This window comes from Microbacterium resistens (assembly GCF_031456305.1).
Classification (GTDB): Bacteria; Actinomycetota; Actinomycetes; order Actinomycetales; family Microbacteriaceae; genus Microbacterium; species Microbacterium resistens_A.
Genome location: NZ_JAVDUM010000019.1, coordinates 22,045 through 44,171, shown reverse-complemented (window position 1 = coordinate 44,171; position 22,127 = coordinate 22,045). Strand labels below are relative to the sequence as shown.

The window sequence follows — 22,127 nt, the reverse complement described above, 5'->3', positions numbered from 1 at the left end:
TCCCGGACATAGATGGTGATCCCGTTGCTTGCGGTGAAATTGCTCATGCTGCACCTCCGAGGTCTTCCTCTTCGGCGCGGTACAGGTCTTCCTCCGCCTCGTCGCGGCGGCGGATCGCGGCGGCCAGCTCTCCCTCAGCGCGGATCACCGCGGAACGGGCAGCAGACAGGCGGTCACGTGCAGTGTCAACAGTCATCGGGTGTCCTTTCGGAAAGCGCCGCACGCCCAACAGACAGTCAGGAACGCACCGGCGAAGAGGATCGCGACGGCAAGAGAGCCGACGCTCGGAGGGATGAAGAACAGGACGGCGGCGCACTCCAACGCGAGAACGACCCCCATCCACAAGAACGCGGCCATCAGCCGACCCGCTCCGTGAAGTGGTGCGCGCACATCGGGCAACGCACCTCCACCCAGGGGTGATCGTCATCAAGGACGACCATCTGCCCGGTCCAATCACAGGACGGGCACTCGAGCTCGATCATGCCGTCTCCTCCGAAGCGAGCGGTGCGACAGTGGGGTCGATCATGTGGTCGAGGAGGTCAAGCGCAGAGGCCTGCAACAGCTCGACGGTGGGACGCAGCGCATCCCCAGCGGCAGCCCAAGCGGCATCCCGAGCGGCATCCCAAGCGGCAGCCCCAGCGGCAGCCCCAGCGGCATCCCGAGCGGCAGCCCAAGCGGCATCCCAAGCGGCAGCCCGAGCGGCAGCCCCAGCGGCATCCCGAGCGGCATCCCCAGCGGCAGCCCAAGCGGCATCCCAAGCGGCAGCCCCAGCGGCATCCCCAGCGGCATCCCGAGCGGCATCCCCAGCGGCAGCCCAAGCGGCATCCCAAGCGGCAGCCCCAGCGGCATCCCCAGCGGCATCCCCAGCGGCATCCCCAGCGGCATCCCCAGCGGCAGCCCCAGCGGCATCCCCAGCGGCAGCCCCAGCGGCAGCCCAAGCGGCAGCCCAAGCGGCATCCCAAGCGGCAGCCCCAGCGGCATCCCCAGCGGCAGCCCCAGCGGCAGCCCCAGCGGCATCCCCAGCGGCAGCCGCCTTCTCACGCGCCTTCCACACCACGGGGCCGGCGCTCTCCGCAGCGACCATGTCCACGATGCGACGGAGGCCACGCAGTTCCGTAGCCTCGACGGTGAGCCCAGCGAGATCGAGCCATGCCGGGGTGTAGGTCCGGATCAGCCAATCCAGCGCCAGGTACGACCGCGCCTCGTCCTGCCCGTCATCGGCGGTGCCGACCATGCGGGGCAGGAACGGGACCAGCTTCTGCCGCTGCTCCGCGTCCCACTGATCGTTGAGTTCGATGGTGAACGCCCTCAGCACGGGCGACGCACATTCCGGGGCGTCCGTGTGCCCCAGGCCGGCGAGCCAGGACACCACCTCCATCGCGCAGTGCCCTGACTCGAACGTGTGGTGAGAGCCGCTGTCGAGCCGTACCTTGCCGTTGGTGAGCGCATCCAAACGCTCCTGAATGATGGTCATGCTGCCTCCTTCAAGGCCCATAGGTGGGAGGGATTGCCGTATTCGGATTCCCCGCACTCGTCGAGGCGGACCCAGGGTCCGCCGTTCTCCTCGGACAGCACCGTCCGCACCCGCTGAGGGGTGCAGTAGAAGCCGAGACTGTTCCGGGCGATCCGGTACACCTCGTCAGCGGTGATCGGATGCCCCGCAGCAGACAGCGCCCGCTCAACCGCCAGGACGGTGGGGACCCGTTTCACGGCGACGTCCGCCGCACGGTGGGACGTGAGCGGGTCCGACGGTCGGACCCGCGGGGAATCGTTGTACACGGTCGGCCGGGCGATCCCGGTCCCACCGCACGCGAAGCAATCCACGTCGGTGTCGGGGTCGCGGGCGGTCATGAAAAAGCCCCAACCTGAGCAGTTGGGGCAAGGGTTCTTCACACCAGGGTTGGTTCTCATTTGGCCGCTCCAACCGTGCTGCGGGAGCGCTCGGCCTCCTGGCGAACCCATTCGAAGACGTCCTCCTCGTAGTACCTGACCCGCCCTCGGATCGTGAAGGACGGTGGGCCGTCGTCGTTCGACCGCATGTTGTAGAGCGTCTGCACGGCGAGGCCGGTGATCACATGGGTCTGCTTGATGTCGATGATCTTGGTCATCTCACTCACCTCCGTGCGCGGCCGGGATTCGAACCCGGACAACCCCTGACGGCCCCGCGCGGACCAGGCCGTTCCTGACAGGTCGTAGGCACGCCTCTACGTGCCTCACTGTCGTGTGCAGACTCACCCCGCGAATGCATGAGGAAGGATGAACGCATAGCTCCTGGCTACTTCTGTTGAACTCCCGCACACGACGTCGGGCACTCGCTCGTTCCTGAGGGGCCTAGGCTGCCTGCCGTCCGGTCCATTCGTCCTCGTCTACGTCACCCCCATTGGCGTGCCTGCGTTCGGTGCCGGGACCTACCGGGCCGTGACGCTGGGGTGACGCGTATCCGCGTGTCTCACATGTGGAGTTGTCGATGTTCGAGCGCTCAAGGGCGCAACGATTACCTCCCCATGTGGGGCGGAGGACTGCGACCTGCCAGCGTTATGCGGCGGCTTCCCGTGCGGGGTCTTCGACAAAGAAGTTCGTCACGGGGACGCCGAACGCTGCCGCGAGGGCGATCGCTTCGCGGACGGTGTATCCGCCGCCGACGCGAAACCGCCGATCGAGAGTCGCGTATGGGATCCCAGTGGACTCCGCGAGCTTCTTCTTGGAGACCCCCGACCGGGAGAAGGCGATTGCGATGCGGTTCGCCGTCTCTTCAGATGCTCGGTTGATATCCATACGGATACTCTGTCACCCCATGCGGGTACTGTCAACCCCGACGCGACCCCTGTTTGGGGTTGCCTAGTATCCAAATCGGGTCGTAGGATATCCATATGGTTACGGATGGAAAGAGAGAGTCGCAGGCGGTCGCGGCGCAGATTCGCGCCGAGCGGGCGGCGGGTCGGATGACGATCGACGAGCTCTCACAAGCGTCGGGAGTCCCGAGGCAGACACTCGTGCGCTACCTCAAGGGCTCAAGGGATATACCGATCCCGACGTTCTATGCGATCGCTGAGGGGCTCGGCGTGGCTGCTGATGTCCTACTTGACCGTGCGCAGCATCGGGATGCACAGAGCTGACCAGGGAACATCGAGGCAATCGGCGGCCACGATGAGGTCTCGAATCGTCAGCGGCTCGTCTCGGTGCAGAACCTCTCGGACCGACTCGACAACGTCCGTAGGCATCATCGCCACCACCTCTCTCGAATCTTTGTTCGAGACTATGGGTAGCATCCGACGTTCACAAGATCCACCTCGGCAACAGGAGTGCAATCCATGTCCACAGTCTTCTTCTTCATCTCGATCTTCGCGTTCATCGCGATCGTCGTCCTGGCGTTCGTTGGGATGGCTCGCTCGAAACCCAGCCCAGACACGCGCCCATGGCAAGCCAAGACGCGCTTCTGGGTCCTCGGCGCAGCATGTGTGTGGGCCGTCGCGCTGATCGCTGCTGCCGCGATCCCTCACTCGGTATCGACGGCCTCGGATGAAGCCGAAGGCGTCGCTCAGAGCAGCTCTGATCGATACGAACAGACCTGGAACAAGGGTTACTCGGACACCAACTGTGGAGACTGGAGCGTACGGATGACGGAACAGCAGCGCTTCGCCGCGGCGGCCGACATGCTGGCCGCCACGTGGGGGAAGGTTGAGAAGAGCTCCCGATTCCCGTCGGATGCGTTGATACGAGAGTTCCAAGACGGTATCGACACATCATGCGTTGCGGACAGTCTTGACATCGCGGGCGTTGCGGTCATGCTCTATCAGAGCGAGCCGAGGTTCAGGCCGTGAGCGGCGGCGGGGGTTGGGGCCTCAATGGCTAGGCCACCGCTCGTAATTGGCACGTGGGGGAAGATCGCGCGCGTGCAGCATGCCGGCTCATGGGTGGCCTTCGCCCGGTTTCGTGACTACGACGGGGTGACCCGACAAGTCGAGCGTGGCGGCAAGACGGGTGCAGCAGCCGAGCGGGAACTCCTCGCCGCGCTCCGTGACCGCGCGAGGCTTCCGAACGAAGACATCACGCCCGAGACCCGGATGAACCGCGTCATCGACGACTGGGACAAGCAACTAGACGACCGCGACCTGTCCGACGGTAGCCGAACCACCTACCGTCGGCAGCTGAAGCACATCCGGAAGGCAATGGGGGCGCTGCAACTTCGCGAGGTGACCGTTCAAGCCGTTGATCGATTCCTCGTCGCCCTCCAAGCATCTTCTGGCCCCGAGACTGCACGCATCTCGCGAGTCGTACTGTCGGGCGTATGTCAGCGCGCCGTGCGGAAGGGAGCGATGTCCGCGAACCCCGTCCGTGACGCCGACACCATCCCGCGGAAGAAACCCGTCGTCGAAACGCTGGATGTCGCTGCGGTCGGCATTGTCCGATCGCAGTTGCGGGCGTGGGACGCAGGCCGGGACAAGCGAAATCGTCCCAGGGTGACCGATCTGGCCGATCCGGTCGACATGATTCTCGGAACCGGCATCCGGACGGGCGAGGTGTTCGCGCTGAGGTGGGAAGATCTTGACCTCGACGCGAAGGTGCCGCTCGTGCACATCACTGGCACTGCGATTCACAAGCCGAAGGTTGGCCTAGATCGTCAGGAGCACCCGAAGACCGAGGAGTCGAACAGGACTCTCAAGCTTCCGAAGTTTGTGGTCGACATGCTTCGCCGTCGTCGAGAGTCCAGGAACGGTCTGTACGTCTTCGGATCGACGGCCGGAACGATGCGCAGCCCGAACAACTTCCGCACCCAGTGGCGGGCGTTCAGAGAGAACAACGGTTACGCCGACTGGGTGGTCCCGAAAACGTTCCGTAAGGCTGTCGCGACGCTCGTCGCGACAATCTCCGACGACGCCACGGCGGGGGACCAGCTGGGTCATGTGAAGGGTTCGACCATCACGAGGAAGAACTACATCAAGCGACTGCATGTCGGCCCAGATGTGCGGGCGATCCTCGAGCAGTTCGCTGCTGACCCAGCGCTTACCCAGCGGAAATGACAGTATTCAGCGGGAACTGGTCGTAATCGTCGGTAAGGATGAGGGAGGAAAAGACCAGATCAGGGGAGAAAGTAGTAAACCCACGGAGAGATCATCTGAGATACGGGGGTTACGGGTTCGAGTCCCGTAGTCGGCTCTGAAAAAACCCTGTTCAGGGTATGAAAGCGAACTCCCTATCGGCTGGAGTGCGCGGGGTGGGGGGCGTATGGCTGAGCGGCGGAAGTCTCTGGTCTGGATCATCGGACTGCTCATGGCAGGTCCCGTGATCGCGCTGCTCTGCCTGTTGCCGCTCCTGTTCGTGCGGTTCGACTCCCTGGACGGCACCCAGTACCTCCTGGCGTTCGCGACGTTGCTCGCCATCCCGGTCTGCTGGCTCGCGGCGCTCGTGCTTGCGGCCGTGGTGCTCCTGAGAAGGCTCATTGCCCGGCGTCGCGTCCCGTTCAGCTCGCGGGCATGATCGTCACCTCGTGGTCGTGCGGGCGTTGACGATGACGATGAGCCAGAGGAGCGCGATGCCTGCCAGGGGGATGAAGACGACGATCCGACTCCGCCTGCGATAGGCGGCGATGGTGAGGGCCGTCGCGATGATCGTGGCGGCAGCGCCGATCAGGGTCGGGGTCCATCCGGTCTGCACGGAGACGGTCCCTCCGCCCTCGGCCTTGTAGACGCAGAGCCGTCCGGCGGGGAACGCCGTGACCGCGGAGGAGACGAGGTTGTCTTCGCCGATGGCCGCCCCTTCGGGGAGGTCTGCATCGACGGTGCACCGGTAGGAGACGTTCTCCCGCCCGTCCAGGTACTGGACTCCTGCCGTGACGAGGATGGGCAGGATGCACAGCGCCGCGAGCACGATGAACGGCCATACCCGGCGACGACTCTCTTCCGGCCGCGGCGACGCGTCAGTCATCAGTCCCTCCAGCGCGGTCTCTCAGCACGGATTCGCTGTCCGGTCCGTCTCTTTGGAATACAGGGTAGTCCGTATCTCATCTCCTCCCCGAGGGTGGCGCGGAGCCTCTTGTGGCGCCCAGATTCTCAGCAACTCATTCTCTGAATATATACAGGATTCCTGTATAGTTTCGAGGAGCTGATCCGAGAAGAGGAGCCGGGATGACGTCGGTGGAGAGCACGCGAACGCGGTACGGATTCTGGGTGTCGTTAGTGGCGTCGGTCGTCTTTGTCGCACAGACGGCAGCGCCCTCGCCGCTGTACCCGACGTATAGGGAGGAGTGGGGCCTGTCGGCGGTGACGTTGGCGGTCGTGTTCGCCGTGTACGTCGTCGGGCTGCTGCTCGTCCTGCTGACGGGAGGGGCGCTGTCCGACTTCGTCGGGCGCAAGCCGGTGGTCGCGGTCGCGGGGGTGCTCGCGATCGCGGGGCTCATCGTGCTCGCCGTGGCCGACAACGTGTGGATGCTCGTCGTCGCTCGGATTCTGCAGGGCGCGTGTGTCGGGCTGATCGGGGGTGCGCTGGGGGCGGCGCTCATGGACTTCCATCTGCCGGGTCGAGTTCAGCTCTCCGTGGTGCTGAACGGCGCGGTGCCGCCTCTGGCGCTGGGAGTGGGGGCGATGGCCGCGGCGATTCTGGCCAACGTGCTGCCGGCCCCCACGCAGAGCGTGTACTTCGTGTTCGCCGGGGCTGTGCTCGTGTGCACCGTGCTGTGGTTGTTCGTCGAAGAACGAGGGCCGAAGCGGCCCGGCGCACTGCGATCCCTCGTCCCGTCGTTGTCGATTCCCGAGCGCACGCGGCCCGTGTTCATGGCCGTTGTCGGCTCGCTGTGCGCGGCGTGGGCGCTGGCCGGTCTGTACGTGGGCTCCGCCGGGCAGATCACGGGCGGGATACTCGGAATCCCGGGCCCCCTCAGCGCCGGCTTCGCGATCCTCGCGCTGCAGATCCCCGGCACGCTGACCGGCGTGCTGACAGCGAGAGCGCATGCACGTCCGGTGATCCTGTCCGGCCTCGGCGCGCTCATCCTCGGCGCGGCGCTGACGGCGTGGGCGCTGGCGGCGGGCTCTGTGTGGGGGTTCTTCGTCAGCACCGTGATCGCCGGGGCGGGGTTCGGCGCAGGATTCCAGGGCGGGCTGCGGTTGATCCTGGCGCAGACCGATGCGCTCAGCACGTCAGGGGTGCTCTCGGCCGTCTACGCCACCAGCTACCTGGCGTTCGGGATCCCGAGCGTGATCGCCGGTTTCCTCATCCCGCAGCTCGGGCTCTCCGTCACGACATACTGGTATCTCGGGCTGGTCGCCGCTGTCGCCGCTGTCGCGTTCGTGTTCCAACTGCGCACGATTCCTGCGACCCAGGCGGAAGAGGCGGCTGAAGTGCAAGAGGCCATCGAGATGCTCGACGACAGAGACGCGGTCGCGGGGATGAGGGAGGACGATGTCGAGGGTGGACGACAACCAGCTCGCTAGTCGAGTGCGCCAGGTCGTGCACGACCTGAAGCGCAGGTTCCGGGAGGCGGGCCGCGGTCCGCAGTTCGACGCCTACGGGCCTCAGCAGCAGGACGTCCTCTACCGGATCTCGTACTCGGGCCCCTCCTCGATCACCGAGCTGGCCACCGCCGAGCGCGTCCGGCACCAGAGCATGGCCGAGACCGTTGCCTCGCTGCGGGACAAGGGGCTCATCACCGTCGCCCGGCCTCCGCACGACCGTCGACAGGTTCACGCGAGCATTACTCCCGAAGGGCAAGCGTTGATCGACGCGAACTTCACTCAGCGCGATCAGTGGTTCCAATCGGCTGTCGCTGCAAACCTCACGGACGAAGAGCAGGCATTGCTCGAACGTGCCGTGCCGTTGCTCGAACGCATCGCGCGCTCGCAATAGTCAGCCCACCGGGCGCCCGGCGAGCTGACCGCCCGTGAGGTCCGAATCAGGTCCTGGGCCCGGACATCCAGGCGTCGATCTGTTCTTTGGCCTCGGCCGGGCCGAGGCCGGTGTGACGGCGGAGCACCGAGATCGCGATGGGCTTCGCGCCGCCGGCGAGCAGCTTGTCGATGTCGGATGCGACGGTGGCCGGGAGCGCGGAACGGACGGATCCGGCGGAGTACGCGACCGGCACGGCGGAGCGGGTCGGCGTCGTGTAGGAGATCGCGGCGGCGTGCGGGCCCACGGTGCTGGCGGACCAGTGCTCGATCCGATCCTTCGCGTCGCTGGGTCCGAGGCCCGTGTGCCTACGAAGGAGCCTGGTCGCCGCCGCGCGGTGTCCTCCGGCGACGAGTCGATCGACCTCCGCGGTCACCTGTGGCGGGACGGAGACGGAGGTCTCCAGCCGCATAGGCATCGGTGCTCTCGGACGGACGGACCTGACCACCGCGCCGAGGAAGAGGCCGAGTACGACGACTCCCGCGACGATGCCGATGATCCAGAGGATCTCCATCGGGTCAGTCTACGGCCGGAACGGGTTCCGCCCCAGGGTGGTGCCGTGATCCGAGGCGGTCGGGCTCCCGACGGGTCAGTGGTGGACGATGTCCGAGACCGCTGCGAGCGGGCGGACGGCACCGATGCCGGCGATCGTGGGGCGGATGTACTCGCCCTCGCGCTGCACGAAGCGCATGGCGATGAGGCGGTTGATGCGGTTGCGGTTGCGGACGCGTCGGAAGGGGTCGAGGGTGTGGCCGGCGTCGATGATGCTCTCTTCGCGGACGAGCTCGGGGACGACGAGGGAGTCCAGGAGGTCGCGCATGGGCTGGGTGAGGGTGCGCCCGAAGGTCGACCCGCGCCGCAGCTCGGAGAGGACGGCGGAGTCGATGTCGACGGCGTCGGTCTCTCGGATGAGCCGACTCGCGTCGGCGGACCCCAGGATCTGGTTCTCAAGTGTCATTTGTTCCCTCCCCAGAGAAACGCGACGAAGCCCTGTGCGCACCCCCATAGGGATGGGCACTCAAATCTCTTCCGCTGTCGAAGTCCCCGCAACGGATCCGGTGTCGTGACGTCGGGCGCGTCTGACCCTACAAAAGGATAAGCGCTGGTCGTCTAGCCTGTCGAGAAGCGACGAGAATCTCTCGTTGGATGTCGGATTCGGCGCGTTATGCCGCGTGGAGCAGGGGCTCGACCGTCCGCGGACGAAGGACCTGCTCACGACGTCGACGGATGGCCACCGGGTGGACGCTCGGCACCGTCTGCGGCTGAGCGGAGGCGACGACGAGCGGGCGGATCGCGCCGATGCCGGCGATGGTCGGACGCAGGAAGCCGCCGTCGCGGCGGACGAAGCGCATGGCGATGAGGCGGTTGATGCGGTTGCGGTTGCGGACGCGTCGGAAGGGGTCGAGGGTGTGGCCGGCGTCGATGATGCTCTCTTCGCGGACGAGCTCGGGGACGACGAGGGAGTCCAGGAGGTCGCGCATGGGCTGGGTGAGGGTGCGCCCGAAGGTCGACCCGCGCCGCAGCTCGGAGACGAGTCGCGTGTCGAAGCCGAGTCCGTTCGGATGGCGGTCGACGGCGGTGCTCTGCGCGGTCGCGGCCGCGTTCTCCATGTTGATGCTCACGAAGGAAGAGACGGAGGAGGTCGCATTTCGTTACGCGAACTTCGCCGGTGATTCGAACAATCCGCCCATGACGAACCGCCCGCCGGTGCGACGGGGTGAGGCGGGAAGGGAGCTCTGGCTGCACTGGTTCTCGAAGCGGGGATCAGAGTGCCGCCGGGGCAGTTCCGGCCCTCAGCCACTCCAGGATCGCTCGGGTGGTCTCCTCGGGTCGCTCCTGGTGGATCCAGTGCCCGCTGTCGAGGCTGACTTCTTCGACATTGGGCACGAACGTCGCGAGGTGCTCGGCCCGGGCGACGGCGTCACGTTCGCCGTAGATCATGAGCGCAGGCTGGTGGATGATCGGGTCCGCATCGGCGAGCTGATGCCAGGCGCGGTTGAGGTTTCGGTACCAGTTGATGCCGCCGGTGAATCCCGATCTCGCGAACGCGGCGGTGTAGACCGACAGCTCGCTCTCACTGAGCAGCGGGTCGCCGAGGGGCCTCTCGGTGCGGGCCGTCTCGATCAACACCATGCCGGGCTGAGGCGGCATGAGCGGCTCGTTCCTGCGATACAGATTGTTGAGGAAGCGTGCCGGGTCGGCATCGAACACGGCGTCGGCGACCCCGGGCTGCCGGTTGAAGTGGACGAAGTAGTAGTCGCTGCCGAGCACCGCCTCCATGAAGTCCAGCCAGGGCACGTCGCCCCGCACCAGGTACGGCAGGCTCAGCGCGATCACCCCGTTCACGCGCTCCGGATGGAGCAGCGTGAGGCTCCACACCACGAACGCGCCCCAGTCGTGGCCGATGAAGGTCGCGTCGGCGTAGCCGAAGTGGTCGAGGAGGGCGACAAGATCGCCGGTCAGGTGCTCGATGTCGTAGGCGACCACCTCCGCAGGGCGCGAGGAGTTGCCATAGCCGCGCTGGTTGGGGGCGATCACGTGGTACCCGGCCGCGACCAGGGCCGGCACCTGGTTGCGCCAGGTGTAAGCGATATCAGGGAAGCCGTGGCAGAGCACGATGGGCCTTCCGGCATTGTGCCGGCCGGCCTCGAACACCTCCAGCTCGACGCCGTTGACGGCGATGATCGTCGGTTCGGGAAAGGAGGTCGGATGCGTTGCTGAGCTCATGATTCCACGCTAGGGAGGTAAACCGGTCACCCTGCGACCGGTTTACCTGAGAATGTTGTGGAATGCGATCTGATCGGCTCGTGGCCATCCTCCTCATGCTGCAGCGGCGCGAGCAGGTCACAGCCGCGGAAGTCGCCGAAGAACTCGAGGTTTCCGAGCGCACCGCACGGCGGGACCTCGATGCCCTGGGCATGGCGGGAATCCCGGTGTACTCGATGCAGGGTCGAGGTGGCGGATGGCGCCTTCTCGGCGGCGCTCGAACCGACCTTTCCGGTCTCACCGCCAGTGAAGCCCGAGCCCTGTTCCTGGTCGCGGGGCCGGCTGCGGCGGCGACCCCCGAGGTCAAGGCCGCGCTCCGCAAGCTCGTCCGCGCGCTGCCGGAGACCTTCCGCGCGCAGGCCGAGGCGGCGGCGGCATCGCTGATCGTGGACTCGCGGGACTGGAACTCGGCCGGCACCGCCGACGCTCGCCCGCCTCGCTTCCTCGATGTGCTGCAGGACGCCGTGATCCGGGGAATCCAGGTCCGGTTCGCCTACATCGACGCGGCGGGGAACGAGACCGAGAGGGTCGTTCATCCGTTGGGGGTCGTGGCGAAAGGCCCCGCCTGGTACCTGGTCGCCCACACCGAAGCCGGCCAGCGGACGTTCCGGATCGACAGGGTCCTGGCTGTTGCGGCCACCGACGAGCCTGTCGCGCGCCCGGACGGATTCGACCTCGCCCGGAGCTGGCGTCAGATCACCGACGGCGCCGAGCGTCGACGCACGCCGGTGGAGGTCCACGCGACCTGCGCACCCGAGGGGCTCGAATACCTGCGCGCCGCGTTGGGCGACAACCTCGACATCGGCGCAGCCGGCACAGACGGCCGCATCGCAGTGGTGCTCCGCGGGCCCAGCGAGTACGGGCTCCCCGGCCACCTCGCCGGGCTCGTCGAATGGCTCGAGATCTCCAGCCCACAGGGAGTCATCGATCACCTCGCGACCATTGGCGCTGCGCTCACCGACCGGTACGGCCCGCCACAACGCTAGAAGAGCCGGGCGGGATCCTCCGGCGATTCCTCGACTCTGGCAGGAGCCACCCTGACCATCTCGTTGATCGGCGCCGCCGCCGCGACCGCCGCATCGATCAGATCGCCGCCGGCTCCTGGCGCCCTGAGCCATTCCTCGGCGAATCCGGGGTTGATCAGCAGGGGCATCCGATCGTGGATGTGCGCCACTTGCGGCGCCGCGGGCCGCATCACGATGCTGTAGCAGGTGTAGGCGGTCCCGTCGGCGGTGCGCCCGGGGCGCGTCACTGCGGCGAGCCCGAGCAGTCCGTCCTCCGGCGCGGTGAAGTGGTGCCAGACGCGTGAGGGCTTCGTCATCTCACGCCAGTACGAGACCGGGACGATCGCGCGAGCCGGAAGCGGGCCCCTGCTGCGGGCGAGTCGCTCGGACCGTGTGTTGATCGTCGCGAAGCCGGCAGGCGCACCGTTCTCGAGGAAGCCCCACCAGCCGAGCTCCAGCGCCGTGGTGCCCTCATGGTCGACGATGAGCGGATTGAGGTTGCGTCGATTCCTACCGGTCGGGCGGAGGATCTCGCCCGCGTTCCGCTCGGCCCACGTCCGCAGTGCGGCCACGAGCTCCTCGTCGGGTTCTTCTTGGAAAGTCACGGCGTCGAATCGCGGGTCGATGCCGTAGCTCGCGCACATGGGGGCCAGCGTACCGGGACGGTCCGACACGGCACGTCTGCTCGGGTAGGGTCGCTCGGGTGATGGACCAGTCGCGGCGACCGCTTCCCGCGGGGATGGCCGTCGGCGGCGCCGTCGCGATCGGCGCCATGACCGCGATCCAGGCGCGCGTCAACGGCGTGCTCGGCGTGCGCCTCTCGGACGGCATCGTCGCCGGGTTCGTCTCGTTCGCCGTCGGCCTGCTGATCCTGATCGTGCTCGTGCCCTTCGTGCCGGCCGGACGCCGCGGCGCCGCTCGCCTGTGGCAGGGGGTGCGCGATCGCAGCATCCCGCCGTGGATGCTGTTCGGCGGGGCGTGCGGCGCGCTCACCGTGTCCACGCAGGGGCTGGTGGCCGGGGTGCTGGGCGTCGCCCTGTTCACGGTCGGCGTGGTCGCGGGGCAGACGCTGCACGGCCTGGTCCTGGACAGGATCGGGTTCGGGCCGGCGGGAGTCGTCGCCGTGACCCCGGGGCGCGTGGCCGGCGGAGCGCTCGCGCTCGTCGCGGTCGGGATCTCGCTCGGCGGCGGCGTGCTGGACCGCGCGCCGCTGTGGATGCTCGTGCTGCCGTTCGCCACCGGAGTCGGGATCGCCTGGCAGGCCGCGACGAACGGTCGTCTGGGGCGACAGGTCGCATCGCCTCTTGCGGCGACGCTGATGAGCTTCATCGCCGGGACCGCGGTGCTGGCGGTCGCGGCAGCCCTGAGCATCCTGCTCACCGGCGCCCCGGAGCCGCTGCCCGTCGAGCCGTGGCTGTACCTGGGCGGCCTCCTCGGCTTCGCCTACATCCTGTTGGGCGTGGTGGTCGTCGCTCGCATCGGCGTGCTCCTGATGGGCCTCGGATCGGTTCTCGGCCAGCTCACCACGTCCGTGCTGATCGACCTGTTCTGGCCGCCGCAGGCGGGGCCCGCGCTCTGGCAGGTCCTCGCGATGGTCGCCGCCGCGGCCTGCTCGGTGGTGGTGGCGGTGCCCTGGCGCAGACGCAGACGTCGGGGCTGATCCGCGGTCAGGCCCTCGCCGAGCCCTTCCCCTTCTTCCCGTCCTTCGCGGACTTTTTCTTCCCCGGCTTCTTCTTGTCGGACGTCTTCCTGGCCGAGTCCGTCGAGGTCTTGCCCGCGGCCTTCTTCTTCTTCTTCTTCGCGTTCTTCTTCGCGTTCTTCGCGGATGCGCCCGGGTCGTCGCCTGCCCCGGCCCCTGTCTCAGCACCGGTCTCGTCAGCCGATGGCATCCGCGTCAGCAGCGACCGTGCGGGGACCGCCTTGCGCCGACCGGGCGTGCGCCCTGGCTTGCCGCCGACGTAGAGCCATCCGAGCAGCGTCTCGTCATCGCCCAGACCGTGCGCGGCGGCGACCTCGGGCGTGCGGGTGAGCTCGCCGGTGCGCCAGATCACGCCCCAGCCCGCCTCGTCCAGCAGCAGGCTCAGCACGTGCGCGACGCCGGAGGCAACCGCCTCCTGCTCCCAACGCGGCACCTTGCCGCTGGGGCGGAAGCTGGCGACGACCGCGATGAGGAGCGGGGCGCGGAGCGGCTTGGTCGACGGCGACGACGCCCCCTGCGCCGCCGCGAGCGCCGTGCCGAGGGTCAGTCGGTCATCGCCCCGCAGCTCGATGAGCCGCCAGGGGCGGAGCGAGGAATGGTCGGCGACCCGGCCGGCGGCCGCGACCAGGGGGACGAGCTCGGTCCGCGTCGGCGCCTCGTCGGTGACCTTCGACCACGACTGCCGCGCCTGGACGGCCTCGAGCGCCGTCATCGGGCGTCCGCCGTGCTCTCGTCCCCGCCGTCGGCCTGGAAGGACAGGGCGATGGAGTTCATGCAGTAACGGTCGCCGGTCGGCGTGCCGAAGCCGTCGGGGAAGACGTGGCCGAGGTGCGAGCCGCAGTTCGCGCAGCGGACCTCCGTGCGCACCATCCCGAGGGTCGTGTCCTCGATCAGCTCCACGGCGTCGGGGCGGATCGACTCGTAGAAGCTGGGCCATCCGCATCCGGAGTCGAACTTCGTGCCGCTGCGGAAAAGCTCGGCACCGCACGCGCCGCAGGTGTAGAGGCCTGCGCGCTCCTCGTCCAGGAGCTCCCCGGTCCAGGGGCGCTCTGTCGCCGCCTGCCGAAGCACGGCGTACCCCTGGTCGCCGAGCTCGGATCGCCACTGCTCGTCGGTCTTGCTCACGCGGTAGTCCATCGGTCCTCCTCGGGATCAGGAAACTCCTCCTATTCTCGCCGCTCCGGGACCCCCGAGGGCGCGACCGGACGCGGATCGGGGGGAACGCGGACCGTGATCCCGGGGAGGCCTGGCGGCGGGACGTAGTCTGAAGCCGATGACCGAGCAGCTGACCGACCGGGAGCGGAGCATCCTCGCCCTGGAGGCGCGGTGGCCGCGACACGGCGGCGCCAAGGAGGAGGCGATCCGCGTCGAGCTGTCGCTGACGCCCGTGCGCTACTACCTCCTGCTCGACCGCCTGATCGACACGGAGGCGGCCCTCGGACACGATCCGCTGCTGGTCCGTCGCCTCCGTCGCCTCCGCGAGGAGGGGGAGCGTCGCCGCGCGGCCCGTACGGGGGGCGCGGTCGGCTGATCCCGGACGCGGGCGGGCGGGGAGGAGCCCGCGATCCCGCCGGATGCGTGCGCCCAGGTTCCATGGAGGCGTGCCGCTAACATCGAGTGGTGCCTACACCCGTCCGCGATCGCTTCGACGACGTCCCCCGCACCGAGGGCCGTGTCGGCGCCCACAGGGCGGAGAGCCCCGGGATGAACGGATGGGTCGTGCTCCTGTGGTCGGTCGTCGCCGCGCTGATCCTCGCCGCCGGCGGCATCTTCGGGGCGATGGTGTCGATGGGCCAGATCTCCTTCGGGCCGGAGCCGTCGATGTCGGCGCCCACGCCGACGCCGACCGTGACGGGCGTCCTGGATCCGTCCTACGGCGTGCTGGTGCTCAACGCGACCTCCGGTGAAGGACTTGCCACCGGGATGCGCGAGACCCTCATCGGTGCAGGGTGGCCCGCCAGCTCGGTCCTCGCCGGCGACGCGGATGCGCAGGACTTCCCCGAGACGACGGTGTTCTACCTGACGGAGGCCGACAAGCCCGCGGCGCTGGGTCTCGCCGACCGCATCGGCGGCGCGAAGGTCCAGTTGAGCGACGTCTACCACGACGACTTCGGCGAGGGGGCGAAGCAGCTCACGATCGTGATCGGCCTCGACCGCCTGCCGCAGCAGCCCGCCCCCGTGGAGTCTCCGGCGGGAGAGACCCCGGGCACCGGGTCCGACGGCTCCTCCACGCAATAGCCGCCGGCGTTCCCTCCCGCCCGGCGCGGCTTGCACTCGATGGGGTCGAGTGCCAGAATGGCATTAGCACTCGCTCTCGCTGAGTGCTAAATCCAACGCCTACGTCCAGGAGGGACGAGAGAACTCATGGCAAAGATCATCGCTTTCGATGAGGAGGCCCGTCGCGGCCTCGAGCGCGGCCTGAACATCCTGGCCGACGCCGTCAAGGTGACGCTCGGCCCGCGTGGTCGCAACGTCGTGCTCGAGAAGAAGTGGGGCGCCCCCACGATCACGAACGACGGCGTCTCGATCGCCAAGGAGATCGAGCTCGACGACCCGTACGAGAAGATCGGCGCCGAGCTGGTCAAGGAGGTCGCCAAGAAGACCGACGACGTCGCGGGTGACGGTACCACCACCGCGACCGTGCTCGCCCAGGCGCTCGTCCGCGAGGGCCTGCGCAACGTCGCCGCCGGCGCCGACCCGATCTCGCTCAAGCGCGGCATCGAGAAGGCCGTCGCCGCCATCACCGCGGAGCTGCTCAACAGCGCCAAGGAGATCGAGTCCAAGGAGGAGATCGCCGCCACTGCATCGATCTCGGCCGCGGACCCGGCGATCGGTGCGCTCATCGCCGAGGCGATCGACAAGGTCGGCAAGGAGGGTGTCGTCACCGTCGAGGAGTCGCAGACCTTCGGCACCGAGCTCGAGCTCACCGAGGGCATGCGCTTCGACAAGGGCTACCTCAACCCGTACTTCGTCACGGACCCCGACCGCCAGGAGGCGGTCTTCGAGGACGCCTACATCCTCATCGCGAACCAGAAGATCTCGAACATCAAGGATCTCCTGCCCGTCGTCGACAAGGTGATCCAGGACGGCAAGGAGCTCGTCATCATCGCCGAGGACGTCGAGGGCGAAGCCCTTGCGACCCTGGTGCTGAACAAGATCCGCGGCATCTTCAAGTCGGTCGCCGTCAAGGCCCCCGGCTTCGGCGACCGCCGTAAGGCTCAGCTGCAGGACATCGCGATCCTCACGGGCGGCACGGTCATCACCGAGGAGGTCGGTCTCAAGCTCGAGAACGCCACCCTCGACCTGCTCGGCCGCGCACGCAAGGTCATCGTCACCAAGGACGAGACGACCATCGTCGAGGGTGCGGGCGACGCCGAGCAGATCGCCGGCCGCGTGACCCAGATCCGTCGCGAGATCGAGAACACCGACAGCGACTACGACCGCGAGAAGCTGCAGGAGCGCCTCGCCAAGCTCGCCGGCGGCGTGGCCGTCATCAAGGCGGGCGCGGCCACCGAGGTCGAGCTCAAGGAGCGCAAGCACCGCATCGAGGACGCCGTCCGCAACGCGAAGGCGGCCGTCGAGGAGGGCATCGTCCCCGGTGGTGGCGTCGCGCTCATCCAGGCGGGCACCAAGGCTCTCGCGACGCTCGACGTCACGGGCGACGAGGCGACCGGGGCGAACATCGTCCGCGTCGCCATCGAGGCTCCGCTCAAGCAGATCGCGCTCAACGCCGGTCTCGAGCCCGGCGTCGTGGCGAACAAGGTCTCCGAGCTCCCCACGGGCCAGGGCCTGAACGCCGCCACGGGCGAGTACGGCGACATGTTCGCACAGGGCATCATCGACCCGGCCAAGGTCACCCGCTCGGCGCTGCAGAACGCCGCGTCGATCGCGGGCCTGTTCCTCACCACCGAGGTCGTCGTGGCCGACAAGCCGGAGAAGGCTGCCGGCGCGCCGGCCGACCCGACCGGCGGGATGGACTTCTGATCCTCCGCTGATCCCGCATCACCAGGAAGGCCCTCGACTTCGGTCGGGGGCCTTCCTCGTTTCTCGGTTCCGAGACCGGCAGACCGGCCAGCAAGAGCAGCATCGGACGGCGCGTCAGAGAGGCACCCCGGTCTATCGGAAGAGCGAGGCGGAGTAGTCCTCCGCCTGGGCGTACTGCTGTCCTGCGTGGTCGAGGGCTGCGCCGATGGCCCCCAGCACCTGCTCGACGTGCGTCTGCGCGCCTCGCCACTGCTCCGCCGTGCCCTGGAACGCGGCGGCGGCCTGCCCCGTCCAGGACGACTGGAGCGCGGTCAGCTGGGACATCATCGTGGCGGACTCGGCTTGCAGACGCTCCGCGGTGCCGCGGAGGGCGGTGGTGGCGGCGAAGACGGCATCGGTGTCGACGGTGAAGACGGTCATGCGGGGCTCCCTTCGAGAGCAACGTGGTGATGCCTCGACGGTAGGCGCGCGGACACCGCGTCCGAGCAGGGCTTCCACGATCGGTGGACAGATCAGGGGAATCGGGCGGCGTGCAGGACGAGTGCGACGGTGCCAGCCAGCCAGCCAGCCAGCCAGCCAGCCAGAGAATCCCCGTGGTGCGGGGAGCGCCGCTCAGAGGTCGAGCGGCTCGATGGGCTGCGTGTCCTGGAGCAGGTGCTCCGGGGTGGCGCGGGAGGGGGCGAGGGGCAGGGCGATCGTGAACGTCGCGCCCCCTCCCGGCGTCTCCCGCACGTCCACGGATCCGTTGAGCGCCTGCACGATCGAGGCGACGATCGCCAGGCCGAGACCGGATCCGCCGGTCTCCCGGGTGCGGGACGAGTCGGCGCGCCAGAAGCGCTGGAAGATCTGCTCGCGGATCTGCTCGGGCACGCCCTCGCCGTGGTCGACGATCGAGAACCAGCCGATGCCCTTCTTGCGATTCGCGCCCACGACGATCTCGATCGGGGAGTCCTCGGGGGAGAACCGCTGCGCGTTGCCGAGCAGGTTCGCGATCACCTGGCGCACCTTGTTCTCCTCGCCCAGCACGATCGGCGGGGTGGAGACCGGGACCACCACGGCCTCGGAGAAGTCGATCTCCGGGACGCTCGGCGTCTCCCGCGAACGCCAGCGCAGGCGGGAGAGCGAGATCGCGCCCCGTGCCCGCGCGGGTGACGGGCGAGTGATCGCCGACTTCTCCGACGCCGACGCCGACGCCGACGCCGACGTCGTGGGTGCGGGGGCGGCCTGGACGTGACGCGTCTCCTCGGCCGTCTTGTCGATGACGGTGATCGTGCGCAGCGGTGCGGCGGCGCGGACGTCGAGGGCGGCGTCCTGGGCGAGCGGACGGAGGTCGAGGGGGCCGATCGTCAGCTCGCGTCGCTCGTCGAGGCGAGCGAGCGCGAGGAGGTCCTCCACGAGCACCCCCATCCGGAGCGCCTCCTTCTCGATGCGCTCCATCGCGCGAGCCGTGTCCTCCTCGCCGCTGATCGCGCCCATCCGGTAGAGCTCCGCATAGCCGCGGACGCTCACCAGAGGTGTGCGCAGCTCATGGCTGGCATCTCCGATGAAGCGGCGCATGTGCTGGACGGTGCGGTCCCGCTGGGCGAGCGAGGCGTCCACCCTGTCGAGCATCGTGTTGATGGCGGAGTTCAGCCGCCCGACCTCGGTAGTCGGCTCCAGGTCCGTGAGGCGCTGGCTGAAGTCACCGGCGGCGATCGACATCGCCGTGGACTCGACCTGCCCGAGCCGACGGAAGGTCAGGGTCACCAGCCCACGGGTGAGGAGGGCCGCGACGAGGATCGTGATGAGCGCGATCGTCGTGAAGACGCCGAAGTACGTCGCGATGATCCGATCCGTCTCGGCGAGCGACAAGGCGACGATCTGGACCAGCAGCACGCCGCCGGAGGTCTGCTGCACCGACACCCCGGCGCGGAACTCCGTGCCGTCGGGGGCGGTGAGGGTGAGCGGGGTCGCCGCCTCGGAGTCCGCGATGGCGTCCGTCAGCAGATACGTGGACGGGAACTGCGGCGGCGAGTCGTCGGGGGAGCCTCCCGCCGTCGCCTTCAGGGTGCCGTTCGCGTCGTAGACCGCCACGAAGTACTCCACGAGCCGCGGCGCGTCCGCACGTGGCTCGACGGTCAGCCCGCCCGCGCCGTCCCCGCTGGTCGTGAAGAACCGCGAGGCGACGTCGCCGGAGACCAGCGTCGGCAGCTGGGCCTCCAGGTTGGTGACCAGGGAGTTGCGGAGGATCGGGGTCGTGCCGATCCCGGTGACCAGCAACCCCAGCGCGAGCACCGCGACGGTGACGCCGGTGACCTTGGCGCGGAGGCTGATCCGCCGCCACCACCGGGTGACCGCATCGGTCTTGTGCGCCATGTCAGGCCGTCTTGCCCACCTTGAGCATGTAGCCGAAGCCGCGCTTGGTCTGGATCACCGGCTCCTCGGTGTGCGGGTCGATCTTGCGACGGAGGTAGGAGATGTAGCTCTCCACGATGCCGGCGTCGCCGTTGAAGTCGTACTCCCAGACGTGATCGAGGATCTGCGCCTTCGACAGGACGCGGTTGGGGTTGAGCATGAGATAGCGGAGGAGCTTGAACTCCGTCGGGCTCAGCTCGATCGAAGAGGGGCCGACGAACACGTCGTGCGTGTCCTGGTCCATCGACAGCTCCCCGGCGCGGATGATCGACTCCTCGTCGGCCTGCATCGTCCTGCGGAGGATCGCCTGCGCACGGGCGACGATCTCGTCGAGGCTGAACGGCTTCGTGACGTAGTCGTCGCCGCCGGCGTTCAGACCCTCGATCTTGTCCTCGGTGTCGTCCTTCGCAGTGAGGAAGAGGATCGGCGCCGTGAACCCGGCGCCACGCAGGCGCTTGGTCACGCTGAACCCGTTCATGTCCGGCAGCATGACGTCGAGGATGATCAGGTCGGGCTCCTCCTCGAGGACCGCCGAGATCGTGGCGGCGCCGTTGGCGACGGTCTTCACCGAGAATCCGGCGAAGCTCAGGCCCGTGGACAGCAGGTCGCGGATGTTCGGCTCGTCGTCGACGACCAGGATGCGCGCTTCAGTCATGCCCCCATTATGGTGACCTCTCCGATGCAGATGCTGGATTCGGCTCGAAGCGTACGCCGTGGTCGCTCCGGGCGACGCCGTCCCGAGCGCCCGTTCAGGCGGCTTCGAGGTCCGTGGCGTCCATGATCGTGTAGCTGTATCCCTGCTCCGCGAGGAAGCGCTGCCGGTTCTGCGCGTAGTCCTGATCGACCGTGTCCCGGGCGATCAGCGTGTAGAAGCTGGCCGTGTGCCCGGACTGCTTCGGACGGAGCAGCCGGCCGAGACGCTGCGCCTCCTCCTGGCGGGAGCCGAAGGATCCGGAGACCTGGATCGCCACCGACGCCTCGGGGAGGTCGATCGAGAAGTTCGCGACCTTCGACACGACGAGCAGCGAGATCTCGCCCTCGCGGAACTGGTGGTACAGCTCCTCGCGCTCGTCGACGGGCGTCGCGCCGGTGATCCGCGGGGCGTTCAGCGCCTCGGACAGGGTCTCGAGCTGATCGAGGTACTGGCCGATGACGAGGATGCGCTCGCCGGGGTGCTTCGCGATGAGCTCGCGCACGGCATCGATCTTCGCCGGCGCGGAGGCCGCGAGCCGATAGCGCTCGTCGTCGGTGGCGGCGGCGTACTCGAGACGGTCGTCCGGCGGCAGGTCCACCCGCACCTCGTAGCAGGCGGCGGGGGAGATGAACCCCTGCGCCTCGATCTGCTTCCACGGCGCGTCGAACCGCTTCGGGCCGATGAGGCTGAACACGTCGCCCTCCCTGCCGTCCTCGCGCACGAGCGTCGCGGTGAGCCCGATGCGGCGGCGTGCCTGCAGATCCGCGGTCAGCTTGAAGACCGGAGCGGGGAGCAGGTGCACCTCGTCGTACACGATCAGGCCCCAGTCCATCTCGTCTAGGAGGGAGAGGTGCGCGTACTGGCCCTTCCGCTTCGCGGTGAGGATCTGGTAGGTCGCGATCGTGACCGGCTTGACCTCCTTCACCTGCCCCGAGTACTCGCCGATCTCCTCGGCGGTGAGGGTCGTGCGCTTCAGCAGCTCGTCGCGCCACTGACGGGCGGAGACGGCGTTGGTGACGAGGATGAGGGTCGTGGTCTGGGTCGCAGCCATGGCCCCCGCGCCGACGATCGTCTTGCCCGCGCCGCAGGGGAGCACGACCACGCCCGACCCGTCCTTCGCGTAGGCCTCGACGGCCTCCCGCTGGTACGGGCGCATCTCCCAGCCGTCCTCGGCGAGAGCGATCTCGTGGGGGGTCCCCGGGGTGTAGCCGGCGAGGTCCTCCGCGGGCCAGCCGATCTTCAGCAGCTCCTGCTTGATCTGCCCGCGCGCCCAGGCGTCCACGACGTACACGTCGGGTGCGGGGTGGCCGATCAGCAGCGGCTGGATGCGCTTGTTGTGGGCGACCTGTGTGAGGACGGCGGGATCCGTGGAGCGGATGACGAGCGCGCCCTCGTCATCGCGCTCGATCACGAGACGGCCGTAGCGCTCCACGGTCTCGCGGACGTCGACGGACACCGACGGCGGAACGGGGAAGCGAGACCAGCGCTCCAGGGTGCCCAGCATGTCGTCGGCGGTGTGCCCCGCCGCGCGGGCGTTCCAGAGTCCCAGCCGCGTGATCCGGTAGGTGTGGATGTGCTCGGGCGCGCGCTCCAGCTCGGCGAAGATCGCGAGCTCGTGGCGCGCGCTCTCCGCGTCGGCGTGCGCGACCTCGAGCAGGACGGTGCGGTCGCTCTGGACGATCAAAGGGCCATCGGACATAGCCGTCCA

Annotated in this window: 29 protein-coding genes; 11 read left to right on the top strand and 18 right to left on the bottom strand. The window is 68.3% G+C overall.

Translation table 11 applies throughout. The features are described from left to right. Positions 1-43 precede the first annotated feature (43 nt). The 6 genes from J2Y69_RS17685 to J2Y69_RS17660 form a co-directional block, all read right to left on the bottom strand. Positions 44-196, bottom strand: coding sequence for a hypothetical protein (locus J2Y69_RS17685; RefSeq protein ID WP_310023232.1), 153 nt, complete (start codon positions 194-196; stop codon positions 44-46). A 160-nt stretch (positions 197-356) separates the two neighbouring features. Next, positions 357-482: a hypothetical protein gene (locus J2Y69_RS17680; protein WP_310020640.1), complete on the bottom strand. Its 126-nt coding sequence runs from the start codon at positions 480-482 to the stop codon at positions 357-359. A 40-nt stretch (positions 483-522) separates the two neighbouring features. Further along, positions 523-1,017 (bottom strand): hypothetical protein, encoded by a 495-nt coding sequence (locus tag J2Y69_RS17675; RefSeq protein WP_310023230.1) that lies wholly within the window; start codon positions 1,015-1,017, stop codon positions 523-525. Between the two features lie 453 nt (positions 1,018-1,470). Then, positions 1,471-1,851: a hypothetical protein gene (locus tag J2Y69_RS17670; RefSeq protein WP_310023228.1), complete on the bottom strand. Its 381-nt coding sequence runs from the start codon at positions 1,849-1,851 to the stop codon at positions 1,471-1,473. A 56-nt stretch (positions 1,852-1,907) separates the two neighbouring features. After that, on the bottom strand, positions 1,908-2,108 hold the full coding sequence (locus J2Y69_RS17665; RefSeq protein WP_310023226.1) for a helix-turn-helix transcriptional regulator: 201 nt from the start codon (positions 2,106-2,108) through the stop codon (positions 1,908-1,910). 427 nt (positions 2,109-2,535) lie between these two features. After that, positions 2,536-2,775: a hypothetical protein gene (locus J2Y69_RS17660; protein WP_310023224.1), complete on the bottom strand. Its 240-nt coding sequence runs from the start codon at positions 2,773-2,775 to the stop codon at positions 2,536-2,538. Positions 2,776-2,870: 95 nt separating this feature from the next. On the opposite strand from J2Y69_RS17660, the gene J2Y69_RS17655 reads away from it, so the two are divergent. From J2Y69_RS17655 to J2Y69_RS17640, 4 genes are all read left to right on the top strand, one after another. Continuing rightward, the gene (locus J2Y69_RS17655) at positions 2,871-3,116 is read left to right on the top strand and encodes a helix-turn-helix domain-containing protein (RefSeq protein WP_310023222.1); all 246 of its coding nucleotides are present in this window, start codon (positions 2,871-2,873) and stop codon (positions 3,114-3,116) included. Between the two features lie 195 nt (positions 3,117-3,311). Continuing rightward, positions 3,312-3,821 (top strand): hypothetical protein, encoded by a 510-nt coding sequence (locus J2Y69_RS17650; RefSeq protein ID WP_310023220.1) that lies wholly within the window; start codon positions 3,312-3,314, stop codon positions 3,819-3,821. Positions 3,822-3,845: 24 nt separating this feature from the next. Beyond that, positions 3,846-5,021 (top strand): site-specific integrase, encoded by a 1,176-nt coding sequence (locus tag J2Y69_RS17645; RefSeq protein WP_310023218.1) that lies wholly within the window; start codon positions 3,846-3,848, stop codon positions 5,019-5,021. 205 nt (positions 5,022-5,226) lie between these two features. Next, positions 5,227-5,478 carry a hypothetical protein gene (locus tag J2Y69_RS17640; RefSeq protein ID WP_310023216.1) on the top strand — a complete coding sequence of 84 codons (252 nt, stop codon included), beginning with the start codon at positions 5,227-5,229 and terminating at the stop codon, positions 5,476-5,478. 3 nt (positions 5,479-5,481) lie between these two features. On the opposite strand, the gene J2Y69_RS17635 is transcribed toward J2Y69_RS17640, so the two are convergent. After that, on the bottom strand, positions 5,482-5,925 hold the full coding sequence (locus J2Y69_RS17635; RefSeq protein WP_310023214.1) for a hypothetical protein: 444 nt from the start codon (positions 5,923-5,925) through the stop codon (positions 5,482-5,484). Positions 5,926-6,125: 200 nt separating this feature from the next. On the opposite strand from J2Y69_RS17635, the gene J2Y69_RS17630 reads away from it, so the two are divergent. Together J2Y69_RS17630 and J2Y69_RS17625 are read left to right on the top strand one after the other, a co-directional pair. Continuing rightward, entirely contained in the window at positions 6,126-7,427 is a 1,302-nt protein-coding gene (locus tag J2Y69_RS17630; RefSeq protein ID WP_310023212.1) for an MFS transporter, read from the top strand. Further along, positions 7,405-7,839 carry a MarR family winged helix-turn-helix transcriptional regulator gene (locus J2Y69_RS17625; RefSeq protein WP_310023210.1) on the top strand — a complete coding sequence of 145 codons (435 nt, stop codon included), beginning with the start codon at positions 7,405-7,407 and terminating at the stop codon, positions 7,837-7,839. Before J2Y69_RS17630 ends, J2Y69_RS17625 begins: the two co-directional genes overlap by 23 nt. A gap of 46 nt (positions 7,840-7,885) precedes the next feature. On the opposite strand, the gene J2Y69_RS17620 is transcribed toward J2Y69_RS17625, so the two are convergent. From J2Y69_RS17620 to J2Y69_RS17605, 4 genes are all read right to left on the bottom strand, one after another. Continuing rightward, positions 7,886-8,392 carry a hypothetical protein gene (locus J2Y69_RS17620; RefSeq protein WP_310023208.1) on the bottom strand — a complete coding sequence of 169 codons (507 nt, stop codon included), beginning with the start codon at positions 8,390-8,392 and terminating at the stop codon, positions 7,886-7,888. 75 nt (positions 8,393-8,467) lie between these two features. Continuing rightward, the gene (locus J2Y69_RS17615; protein ID WP_310023206.1) at positions 8,468-8,836 is read right to left on the bottom strand and encodes a hypothetical protein; all 369 of its coding nucleotides are present in this window, start codon (positions 8,834-8,836) and stop codon (positions 8,468-8,470) included. A gap of 205 nt (positions 8,837-9,041) precedes the next feature. Then, positions 9,042-9,500, bottom strand: coding sequence for a hypothetical protein (locus J2Y69_RS17610; protein ID WP_310023204.1), 459 nt, complete (start codon positions 9,498-9,500; stop codon positions 9,042-9,044). A 142-nt stretch (positions 9,501-9,642) separates the two neighbouring features. Then, positions 9,643-10,605, bottom strand: coding sequence for an alpha/beta fold hydrolase (locus J2Y69_RS17605; protein ID WP_310023203.1), 963 nt, complete (start codon positions 10,603-10,605; stop codon positions 9,643-9,645). A 62-nt stretch (positions 10,606-10,667) separates the two neighbouring features. Between J2Y69_RS17605 and J2Y69_RS17600 the strand changes: the two genes are divergently transcribed. Further along, complete coding sequence (locus J2Y69_RS17600; protein ID WP_310023201.1) at positions 10,668-11,630, top strand: helix-turn-helix transcriptional regulator; 963 nt, start codon at positions 10,668-10,670, stop codon at positions 11,628-11,630. On the opposite strand, the gene J2Y69_RS17595 is transcribed toward J2Y69_RS17600, so the two are convergent. Further along, positions 11,627-12,292 (bottom strand): SOS response-associated peptidase family protein, encoded by a 666-nt coding sequence (locus tag J2Y69_RS17595; protein ID WP_310023199.1) that lies wholly within the window; start codon positions 12,290-12,292, stop codon positions 11,627-11,629. The genes J2Y69_RS17600 and J2Y69_RS17595 overlap by 4 nt on opposite strands. Before the next feature lie 95 nt (positions 12,293-12,387). Here J2Y69_RS17595 and J2Y69_RS17590 point away from each other — a divergent pair, with 95 nt between their 5' ends. Then, the gene (locus J2Y69_RS17590; RefSeq protein ID WP_396653134.1) at positions 12,388-13,308 is read left to right on the top strand and encodes a DMT family transporter; all 921 of its coding nucleotides are present in this window, start codon (positions 12,388-12,390) and stop codon (positions 13,306-13,308) included. A 7-nt stretch (positions 13,309-13,315) separates the two neighbouring features. Here the strand turns inward: J2Y69_RS17590 and J2Y69_RS17585 are convergent, their stop codons facing one another. Beyond that, on the bottom strand, positions 13,316-14,059 hold the full coding sequence (locus J2Y69_RS17585; RefSeq protein ID WP_396653131.1) for a nitroreductase family protein: 744 nt from the start codon (positions 14,057-14,059) through the stop codon (positions 13,316-13,318). After that, entirely contained in the window at positions 14,056-14,484 is a 429-nt protein-coding gene (msrB, locus tag J2Y69_RS17580; RefSeq protein ID WP_310023197.1) for a peptide-methionine (R)-S-oxide reductase MsrB, read from the bottom strand. The genes J2Y69_RS17585 and msrB overlap by 4 nt, the downstream gene beginning before the upstream one ends. A 136-nt stretch (positions 14,485-14,620) precedes the next feature. Here msrB and J2Y69_RS17575 point away from each other — a divergent pair, with 136 nt between their 5' ends. The 3 genes from J2Y69_RS17575 to groL all read left to right on the top strand — a co-directional run bounded on the left by J2Y69_RS17575 (position 14,621) and on the right by groL (position 17,331). Next, positions 14,621-14,878: a DUF3263 domain-containing protein gene (locus J2Y69_RS17575; RefSeq protein ID WP_310023195.1), complete on the top strand. Its 258-nt coding sequence runs from the start codon at positions 14,621-14,623 to the stop codon at positions 14,876-14,878. A gap of 89 nt (positions 14,879-14,967) precedes the next feature. Further along, positions 14,968-15,585 (top strand): LytR C-terminal domain-containing protein, encoded by a 618-nt coding sequence (locus tag J2Y69_RS17570; protein WP_310023193.1) that lies wholly within the window; start codon positions 14,968-14,970, stop codon positions 15,583-15,585. Between the two features lie 126 nt (positions 15,586-15,711). Continuing rightward, a complete protein-coding gene (groL, locus tag J2Y69_RS17565) occupies positions 15,712-17,331 on the top strand; it encodes a chaperonin GroEL (protein ID WP_310023191.1) in 1,620 nt (539 codons plus the stop codon). A gap of 132 nt (positions 17,332-17,463) precedes the next feature. Here groL and J2Y69_RS17560 read toward each other — a convergent pair whose 3' ends face one another. The 4 genes from J2Y69_RS17560 to J2Y69_RS17545 form a co-directional block, all read right to left on the bottom strand. Then, positions 17,464-17,751, bottom strand: coding sequence for a WXG100 family type VII secretion target (locus tag J2Y69_RS17560; RefSeq protein ID WP_310023189.1), 288 nt, complete (start codon positions 17,749-17,751; stop codon positions 17,464-17,466). Between the two features lie 192 nt (positions 17,752-17,943). Beyond that, positions 17,944-19,686, bottom strand: a complete 1,743-nt coding sequence (locus tag J2Y69_RS17555) for a sensor histidine kinase (RefSeq protein ID WP_310023187.1) — start codon at positions 19,684-19,686, stop codon at positions 17,944-17,946. Between the two features lies 1 nt (position 19,687). Continuing rightward, positions 19,688-20,380 carry a response regulator transcription factor gene (locus J2Y69_RS17550; protein WP_310023185.1) on the bottom strand — a complete coding sequence of 231 codons (693 nt, stop codon included), beginning with the start codon at positions 20,378-20,380 and terminating at the stop codon, positions 19,688-19,690. A gap of 94 nt (positions 20,381-20,474) precedes the next feature. After that, a complete protein-coding gene (locus tag J2Y69_RS17545) occupies positions 20,475-22,118 on the bottom strand; it encodes a DNA repair helicase XPB (protein ID WP_310023183.1) in 1,644 nt (547 codons plus the stop codon). Positions 22,119-22,127: the final 9 nt, after the last annotated feature.